The organism is Meiothermus luteus (genome assembly GCF_003574085.1).
GTDB lineage: Bacteria > Deinococcota > Deinococci > Deinococcales > Thermaceae > Meiothermus > Meiothermus luteus.
The window spans coordinates 1-8,071 of the sequence record NZ_QWKZ01000116.1; the positions used below are offsets into that span (position 1 = coordinate 1).

The 8,071-nt window shown below is 66.0% G+C and carries 8 protein-coding genes, 2 tRNA genes and 1 pseudogene; 3 read left to right on the forward strand and 8 right to left on the reverse strand.

Annotated elements, in window-relative coordinates:
- The 5 genes from Mlute_RS13135 to Mlute_RS13155 form a co-directional block, all read right to left on the reverse strand.
- The coding region (locus Mlute_RS13135) for an FGGY family carbohydrate kinase (RefSeq protein ID WP_245958979.1) at positions 1–647 on the reverse strand (647 nt) is incomplete at its 3' end.
- Positions 647–1,447 (reverse strand): BtpA/SgcQ family protein, encoded by an 801-nt coding sequence (locus Mlute_RS13140; RefSeq protein WP_119361058.1) that lies wholly within the window; start codon positions 1,445–1,447, stop codon positions 647–649. The genes Mlute_RS13135 and Mlute_RS13140, both read right to left, overlap by 1 nt.
- Complete coding sequence (locus Mlute_RS13145; RefSeq protein WP_119361059.1) at positions 1,434–2,174, reverse strand: DeoR/GlpR family DNA-binding transcription regulator; 741 nt, start codon at positions 2,172–2,174, stop codon at positions 1,434–1,436. Before Mlute_RS13145 ends, Mlute_RS13140 begins: the two co-directional genes overlap by 14 nt.
- A gap of 322 nt (positions 2,175–2,496) precedes the next feature.
- Positions 2,497–3,354, reverse strand: coding sequence for a menaquinone biosynthesis prenyltransferase MqnP (gene mqnP, locus Mlute_RS13150; protein ID WP_119361060.1), 858 nt, complete (start codon positions 3,352–3,354; stop codon positions 2,497–2,499).
- A 43-nt stretch (positions 3,355–3,397) separates the two neighbouring features.
- Positions 3,398–4,231, reverse strand: coding sequence for a sulfurtransferase (locus Mlute_RS13155; protein WP_119361061.1), 834 nt, complete (start codon positions 4,229–4,231; stop codon positions 3,398–3,400).
- A gap of 87 nt (positions 4,232–4,318) precedes the next feature.
- Here Mlute_RS13155 and Mlute_RS13160 point away from each other — a divergent pair.
- Positions 4,319–4,408 (forward strand) — tRNA-Ser (locus Mlute_RS13160).
- An 83-nt stretch (positions 4,409–4,491) separates the two neighbouring features.
- Positions 4,492–4,586: transfer RNA gene (locus tag Mlute_RS13165), tRNA-Ser, on the forward strand.
- Positions 4,587–4,617: 31 nt separating this feature from the next.
- Here the strand turns inward: Mlute_RS13165 and Mlute_RS13170 are convergent.
- From Mlute_RS13170 to Mlute_RS13180, 3 genes are all read right to left on the reverse strand, one after another.
- The gene (locus Mlute_RS13170; RefSeq protein ID WP_119361062.1) at positions 4,618–4,962 is read right to left on the reverse strand and encodes a hypothetical protein; all 345 of its coding nucleotides are present in this window, start codon (positions 4,960–4,962) and stop codon (positions 4,618–4,620) included.
- Positions 4,953–6,011 carry a DNA replication/repair protein RecF gene (gene recF / locus Mlute_RS13175; protein ID WP_119361063.1) on the reverse strand — a complete coding sequence of 353 codons (1,059 nt, stop codon included), beginning with the start codon at positions 6,009–6,011 and terminating at the stop codon, positions 4,953–4,955. Before recF ends, Mlute_RS13170 begins: the two co-directional genes overlap by 10 nt.
- A gap of 62 nt (positions 6,012–6,073) precedes the next feature.
- Positions 6,074–7,660, reverse strand: coding sequence for a Na/Pi symporter (locus Mlute_RS13180; protein ID WP_119361064.1), 1,587 nt, complete (start codon positions 7,658–7,660; stop codon positions 6,074–6,076).
- Between the two features lie 80 nt (positions 7,661–7,740).
- Between Mlute_RS13180 and Mlute_RS13185 the strand changes: the two are divergent.
- A pseudogene (locus tag Mlute_RS13185) lies at positions 7,741–8,071 on the forward strand (EamA family transporter); the annotation flags it as partial.

Below are 8,071 nucleotides of genomic sequence, written 5' to 3' on the forward strand. Positions count from 1 at the left end.
CCCTCGGTGACCCCGCCCACCACCTCCCAAGGCCGGCGCACCGGCCCAAAAAGGTTTGGGGAGAGGCCTAGGTAGTCCAGGACCTCCCCAAGCCAGGCTCCTTCTGGTTCCCAGAGCCCGGACTCCAGGGCCCAGTTGGCCTCCTGGTAGCGGACGCCCGTGAGCCGGAAGGTAATGTGCTCGTAGGAGCCGGCAATCCAACGGGCGGCCGAAAGCACCTCCGGCTCGTGGCGTTGGAGCCAAAGGAGCTTGGGCCCCAGCACCTGCTGGTTCCAGGTGGCCCCCGTCCGGGAAAAGAGCCAGGTGTCCCCGAAGCGCTCCTTAAGCTCGCGGATCTCGTGCACCGCCCGGGCGTCGTTCTGCTGCAAGGAGGGGCGGAGGGGCCTGCCCCCTTCGTCGTGGAGCACCAGGGCGGGGACCATGCCCGAAACCCCCAGGGCGCGGAGACCGCGGGGGTCCCTGCCGGCCAGGGCTTGGGCGGTGGCGGCGAGAAACCCGCGCCACCAGTCCTCGGGGTCTTCCTCGGCGTATCCAGGGGCCGGGTTCCGCAGGCTGTGGGGGTGCTCCCCCTGTCCAAGAACCTCTCCCCCCGCTCCCAGCAAGAGGGCCTTCACGGCCGTGGTCCCCACATCCACGCCCAGGACCATCACCGCCCCCTCCACTTGCGCACGATTTCCATGAAGCTCCTAGCCCGCTCGGGGTCCACCTCGTTCCAGGTAACCCCGTCCCGCTTGAGGGCCGTGCCCACGATGACGCCGTCCGCCACCTCTAGGATCTCCGCCACCGTTTCGTGCCGCACCCCCGTGTTGGCCAGCACGGGAACCTGGGGCAGGGCCGCCTTCACCGCCCGCAGGTGGTCCAGGCTCACCCCCTCCCCCGTCATGGGCCCGGAAACCAGGATGGCATCGGCCAAGCTGGAGAAGACGGCGCTCTTGGCCCGCTCGGGGAGGCTACGACCGTCCAAGGGGGAAGCGAACTCGGCGGAAACGTTGTAAAGGAGAAAGAGGTCCTGCCTCTGGAGACGTTTCCGGTATCGCAGGGCCTCCGCCGCCCGGCCCTCCCAGATTCCCATATCCGACCCGTAGGCGCCGGTGAAGATCTCCCGGGCGAACCGGGCACCCGTGGCGGCAGCCAGGGCCATGGTGGCCAGGGGATCCCAGAGGACGTCCACCCCAAAGGGCAGGCGGATCGCTTCCCGAAGGCGGCCGATCACGTAGGCCATGGTGGCGGTGCTGGCGGGGTCCACCCGGAGCTCGTAGGGGCGGTCGTTCTCGTTGCCGAACATCACCGCATCCACCCCCGCCTCCTGGAGGGCCAGGAGGTCCCGCCGCGCCGCCTCCACGATGCCCTCGAGGTCCCCGTCGTAAAGCGGCGTGCCCGGCAGGGCCTTAAGGTGCACCATGGCGATCACCGGCTTCCTGCCAAAGAGAGCTTCAAACCGCTCCACTCACCACCTCCACCTTCACCAGGGCCTCGAGGGCAGGGTCCTTTAGATCCGTCACCACCCGATCCAAGGCAGAAAGGGACGTCACAAATGCTGGCGCTCTCTTGCCCCACTTGCTCCCGTCCGCCAGAAGGACGGTCTTGCGGCTTACCGCCATGGCCTTCCGCTTGACCGCTGCCTCCTCAAAGGTATGGTTGGTCACGCCCTCGGCATCGAAGGCGTCGGCTCCCAAGAAAAAGAGGTCAGCCCGTACCCGTTCCAAGAGTTCCTCTACCCATGGGCCTACGAGGCTGTAGAAGCCATTCCGTGCCCGGCCTCCTACCAGGAGGACTTCCGTCTCCCCTTGGGCTAGGGCTTGGGCTAGGGGAATATCGAGAACTACTGCTCTTATCGGCTTTCCCGCTAGAAGCCGGGCTAGGGCTAAGGTGGTGGTCCCAGAATCCAGGACGATGGTGGCTCCATCGGGGACCAGGGGCATCGCCCTTTGGGCGATGGCTAGCTTGACTCCCTGGTGCCGAGCGAGCTTTACCGCGTAGGGCGGTTCCCCTTCGGGCAGGAGGGCACCCCCGTGTTCTCTTTGGAGGAGGCCCTGACCGGCTAGGGTTGCTAGATCACGGCGCACGGTGGCCTCGGATACCCCGAGGCGCTTGGCTAGCTCCTTGGTGCTCATCCCTCCGTGTTGGCGTATCAGGTGGAGGAGATTCTGGTGCCTTAGGCTGGGCAAGGGCATTTTGTGTGATAATAAGCGAATATGAGCGAAAATGTCAATATGACAGACTTGCGATACCGAAATGAGGCTTCAGGCGGGGTCTTGGGCTGCGGGAGAGAACAAGATGGCCTCTCTCACCCCTGCTTGCGGGCTGAAGTCCTTTTTACGCTAGGGGATCCGCGACGATGTTTTCAGGAGGGGTGCTGTTCCCTGATTTTTGGGAACCCGCGCCCGGTTTGCACAGGTTCAGCCCCAATCCAGGGCTAGTTTGTTGCGGGTTTCGGCCGGTGAAAGCTCGGCGCTGGGGGCACCCGCTGGGCCCCGCTCCCAGTTGGGGGCAACCTCAAAGCAGGGTGTCCAGGAGAATCACCGCCAACATGCCCAGGCTCACCCCCACATTGGCCTGGAAGAAAGCCTGGTCCACCCGGCTCAGGTCGTGGGGTTGCACCAGCCGGTGCTCGTACCAAAGCAGCGCCCCTACCCCCAGCACCCCCAGGTAGTAGGCCCAGCCTGCCCCGCTCAGCACCCCGGTAAGCAGGAAAAGCCCAAAGGTGAGGGCGTGGGAAAAGCGGGCTATCCGCAGTGCCCGGGGGATGCCGAAGCGGGCTGGGATGCTGTGGATGCCGCTCGAGCGGTCAAACTCGTAGTCCTGGGTGGCGTAGAGGATGTCAAAACCGGCCAGCCAAAAGGCTGTGCCGGCCCAAAGGGCGAACAACGCTGGTTCAAACGCACCCGTGACCGCAATCCAACCCCCAGCGGTGGCCGCCCCCACGGTGAGGCCCAGCCAGAAGTGGCACAGCCAGGTGAAGCGCTTGGTGTAGCTGTAGCCCACCAGGAAGAACACCGCCACCGGCAGTAGCTGGACCGTCAGAGGGTTTAGGTTGAAGGCGGCCAGGCCCAAAAGGAGCAGGCCGGCCAGGGCCAAGGCCAGCACCTCGAGGGGCTGCACCAACCCCCGGGGAAGGTGCCGCCCGGCGGTGCGGGGGTTGGCGGCGTCAATGTGGCGGTCAATCAGGCGGTTGAGGGCCATAGCGCCGGTGCGGGCCCCCACCATGGCGACCGTTACCCAGGCGAAGGTGTCCCATCCCGGCCATCCCCGGGCGGCCAGCAGCATTCCTCCATAAGCGAAGGGTAGAGCGAAAAGGGTGTGCTCAAAGCGCACCAGTTCCAGGTAGGTTCTAAGGCGGCTTAGGGCCAGCATACGCTGTGCTAAGTTTACCCGCTGGCCTGGCCTGGAATAGGGCCTAGTCCTCCCCCCGGGCTACCGGTCGGCTGGGGTCCGAGACCCAGTCGCTCCAGGAACCCTTGTACAGCCGGGCGGGCTTTCCGATGAGGTGCAAAGCCAGAAGGTTAACCGCTGCCGAGACCCCCGAGCCGCAGTACACCACTATCTCTCCCGAAAGTCCGGTGAACCGCTCAGCCTGGGCCCCTGCCGGTTTGAAGCGACCCGAGGCCTCCAGGGCTTCCTGCCAGTAGCGGTTGATGGCCCCTGGGATGTGCCCGGCCACAGGGTCCAAGGGCTCCACCTCGCCCCGATAGCGCTCCGGGGCCCGCGCGTCTACCAGGACCGTTCCGGATGGCCGATGAGCGACAAACTCCGCGTCCACGACCCATTCGGGTTGAGGATTGGGGGTGAAGATGGCTGGGGTGGGCGGGGTGGGCTTGTGGCTGAGGGGCAGGCCGGCGGCTTTCCAAGCGGTGATGCCCCCGTCCAGCACCGCCACCCGCTCGTGGCCCAGCCAGCGCAGCAGCCACCATAGGTAAGGGGCGAACATACCCCCCTCGGGCGGGGCGTCGTAGGCCACCACGTGGTGGGTATTGTCTATGCCCGCCTGCCCTAGGGTGGCGGCGAGAACCTGGGGGTCGGGCAGCGGGTGCCGGCCGCCCTTCCGGTCGGGCCGCGGAGGGGCGCAGAGGTCCCGCTCCAGGTCCAGGAAGACCGCTCCTGGGATATGCCCAGCCAGGAAGGCTTGGCGGCCTGCTTGGGGGTCTTGCAAGGAGAAACGGCAGTCCACGATGCGGATTTCCGGGTCGTGAAGGTGGTGCTGCAGCCAGTCCACGTCTACCAAAGGGCCCATGCCCCAAGTGTATGCCCCCTTGCAGGGGCTTTGAAGGGGAGATTGAGGCTTGACAAGCCCCAGGGCCCGCCCCATAGTTAGTCGCGTGGAGGGATGGCTGAGTGGTTGAAAGCGGCGGTCTTGAAAACCGCTGTAGGCGTGAGCCTACCGGGGGTTCGAATCCCTCTCCCTCCGCCACCTGGGCTGGGTGCTTCAAATCGGCGGTTTTTGTGCTAGAGTATCGTGTGCGGTTTTGGGTTACCCCCAGAACCCCACCCCGCGGAGGGGTGGCCGAGTGGCTGAAGGCGGCGGTTTGCTAAACCGCTATAGGGAGATAAACTCCCTATCGGGGGTTCGAATCCCCCCTCCTCCGCCAGAGCAAAAGGCCAGGGACGCTCCTGGCCTTTTTACTTTCGCTTTTTCCTTCGCTTAGGCAAGGCCTCTACGGGGCTCGAGGCCCAGGCCCGCTTTAGCCAGCGCAGGGCCCAGACCGAGGCCAGCAAAAGCCCCGTGGAGGTCCCAAAGGCGGCCAGGCTAACCCACAGGAGGCTTGGGTTGATCTGCACCCCTGGAGATGGCTGCACGGGCTGGCCCGCCCAAAGGGCAGGAGCGTAAGGCCACAAGCGCAAGAGGGTAAGGCCAGACAGCAGGGCTACGATGCCCGCCAGGATGGCCAAGGCCAACAAAAAGGCCCACAGGAGCCCTCTTTGGGCCTCCCGGATGGCTTTGGGGTCTGGGTCTTTCAGCGCCATACGCCCGCCTCAATTTGGACCACCTTGCCCACCCCAGGGGTCTCGAGGCCTGCTAGGATGGCCTGGGGTAGGCTTTCAGCATAAGCCAGAAGCGCCTCCCGACGGCGGGTGTCCAGCTCGGCGTGCCACTCGTCCACCAGCAGCAAGGGGGCCTCGTCGTAGTGCGCCCAAAGCAGGCGGTGCTCGGCCAGCCGCAAGGCCAGCGCGATGCTGCGGCACTCCCCTCGGCTGGCAAACCGAGCCGCCTCCCGGCCCGACAGGAGGACCCGGAGGTCGTCGCGGTGGGGGCCCACGCTGGTAGAACCGCGCAGCAGGTCTTCGGGAAGGCAATGCTCCAATGCCTCCAGTAGGCGCTCTGGGGCTGCGGTTTCGGACAGCTCTAACTGCAGCTCGCCCGGGGCCAGCTCGCGGTAGGCCTCGCGGGCCAGGGGGGCGAGCCGGTTGAGCATGCGGCGGCGCAGGCCAAGGATCTCACTGCCGTACTTGGCTAGTTCGGCATTCCAGATTTCTAGACCCGAAGGCGGAGGCCTGCTCACCCTTTCTCCGCCCTGGCGCAGGCCGGCCTTGAGCAAGGCGTTGCGCTGCTGCAAGGCGCGGTTGTACTGGCTCAGCATGGCCCGGTAACGGGCTGAGAAGCGCGAGAGCAAGACATCCAAAAATCGGCGCCGCTCATCGGGGGGGCCCAGGACCAAGGCCAGGTCGTCGGGGCCCAGGCGCACCGCTCCAGGTAGCTGGGCCAGCTCGCGCAGGGTGGTGGGGGCCTCGTTTAGGCGGTGTTCGCGGCCTTCTTGGGTCAAGCGGGCCTCGAGCCGGCTCTGGCCGAACTGGGTTTCCACCTCCGCGTATAAGAAGGCCTGGCTTTTTCCAAAGGCGATGCGCTCGAGGGCGCCGTTGCGCAGCTCCCCCCCCAGCACCAGCTCAATGGCCTCCAGGAGGTTGGTCTTGCCCTGGGCGTTGCCCCCCACGATGGTGGTCAGCCCCTCCCCGGGGACGAAGACCGGGGTGGCCAGGTTGCGGAAGTTTTTCTGCTTGAAGCGCAGGAGACGCACCTTGTACTAAGCTAAAAGCCCGGGCGCCTGGAGACAAGCCCATTGCCCACCGGTGGCCCTGCCTAGAGCTCTTGCCCGTGCAGCTCTTGGGAAAGCTGGGCCAGGCGGGTGACGCTCTGGTCTAGTTCGTCCAGCACGATGAGCAGGTCCAGGTGGGCCAGGGTGGTGGCCCGGCTCTCGGTGCGGCCCTGCTCCAGGCGCTCCAGGTGGGAGCGGCGTAGCTCGAGCAAAAAGCGCTGCATCCCTTCCCGCCCGGCGGTGACCTGGACGGCCAGGGTGGTGTTGCCCGTAGCCAGCGCGGTCAAGCAGACCCGCAGCCGCTCCAAGAGCCGCTTTGCGGCCTCGCACAGCTCACCCCGGCCTTCCCGGGAGAACTCCAGGTTTTGGGCATAAAGCCTCTCCTGCTTGCGCAGGATTCGCCGGACTTGATCGCCCATGTGCTCGATTTCGCTGGCCGCCGTCATCAAGGCCAGGGGGGCGTTGCCGGGGTGGCGGGCGGAGAGCTCGCTTAGGTAAAGAACGATGCTACGTGCCAGCTGATCCACTTTCTCCTCTCGGCGGGCCACCTCGGCGGGGTTTCCGTTGCCCTGCCCCAGGATTTTCACCGCATCCCCAAGCATTTCCAGAATCTGGTCACCGATGCGGCCCACTTCTCGCAAGGCCAGGCTCGAGGCCAGCTCCCGGGAGTCTAGGGCATCGGCGGAGAGGTATCTAGGGCTGATTTGCCGCTCGTTGTCGGGAAGCAGCCTGCGCATCAGGCGGTCTATGGGGTGGAGCAGGGGCAGTACCCAGAAGGAGGCCAGGAGGTGGTACAACAGGTGTCCTTGAGCCACCGCCCCTTCGGGGCCGAGCCCTACCAGCCGGGCCAGCTTTTGGCTGAGCTCGCTGAAACCTGGCAAGAAGAACACAAAAGGAAGGGAAAACAGAACCTTCCAGCCCAGGTGGGCAAGGGCCACCCGCAAGGTCAGGGGGGAGCGGTTCCACCCCGCCACCGCCAAGACCATCCCCGAGCCAGCCCCGCCCCCTAGGGTCAGCAGCAGGGCGGTGGGAAGGCTCAGGGCGCTGGAGGCGGTTAGGGCCAAGGCCAGGGCCGCCACCGCGTTGGCTGAGCCCAGTAGGGCGGCCAGGACAAAGCCGAGCGACCATGGCCAAAACCAGGTTCCCTCTAGGCCCTCCCTGAGGAGCGAGAAGAGCTCAGAGTGGACCAGCGGCAAAAACCCTTGGGTCATCAGGGAAAGGCCCAAAAGCAGCATCCCTAAGCCCGAAAGGCCCTCCCCCCAGGTCCTAAAGCGCCGCAAGAGTGCGAGGGCAAACCCTACGCCTAGGATGGGCAGGGCCAGGGCCCCCAGGGGGGTTGCCGCCAGCAGCAGGGCTAGGGTGGCGCCCGCCTTGGCGGACAGCCCCAGCACCAAGGCCGTGGTGAAGCCGGCGATGCCCAACTCGGCCAGCCCCATGGCGGTCAGGCTCAAGGCGGTGCTGTTGAGGGTCAAGGCCCCTACCAAGACCCCCGCCAGCCAGGCCCGCCCCCAGTGGGCGGTGGCCCAGGTCAGGACGCGCCGGGCCGGGCCTCCCATCGCCGCCCCCAAGGAGGTTGAAAGGAGGGCCAGTCCCCTCACCAGAAGCGCTAGACCACCCAGGGCTTCCAACACCGAAGGTTCTCCTGAAAAGCCAGGCCCGGTTGGCAGTATAGGCGCATTGCGGGCTCGAGTCTACTCGATAAGATGGCCCCATGAGCGCTGAAATGGTGGCGGTGGCCCTGGCCCTGCTCTCGGCCCTGTCCTGGGGAGCAGGCGACTTTAGCGGTGGGGTGGCGGCCCGGAGGCTCAGTCCTTACCGGGTTGCCCTTCTGGTGCACCTCACGGGTTTTTTGTTTTTTGTTCTTATGGCTCTCGGAAGGCGCGAGGGCCTGTACCCTTCAGACCTGCTGTGGAGCCTGGGGGCTGGAGCCGCGGGGTGCTTGGGGTTGATCTTTCTCTATCGGGCCTTTCAGGCTGGGCAGATGGGCTTGGCCGCTCCGGTGGCCGGGGTGGTGGGGGCTTCTTTGGCCGCGCTGGTGGGGG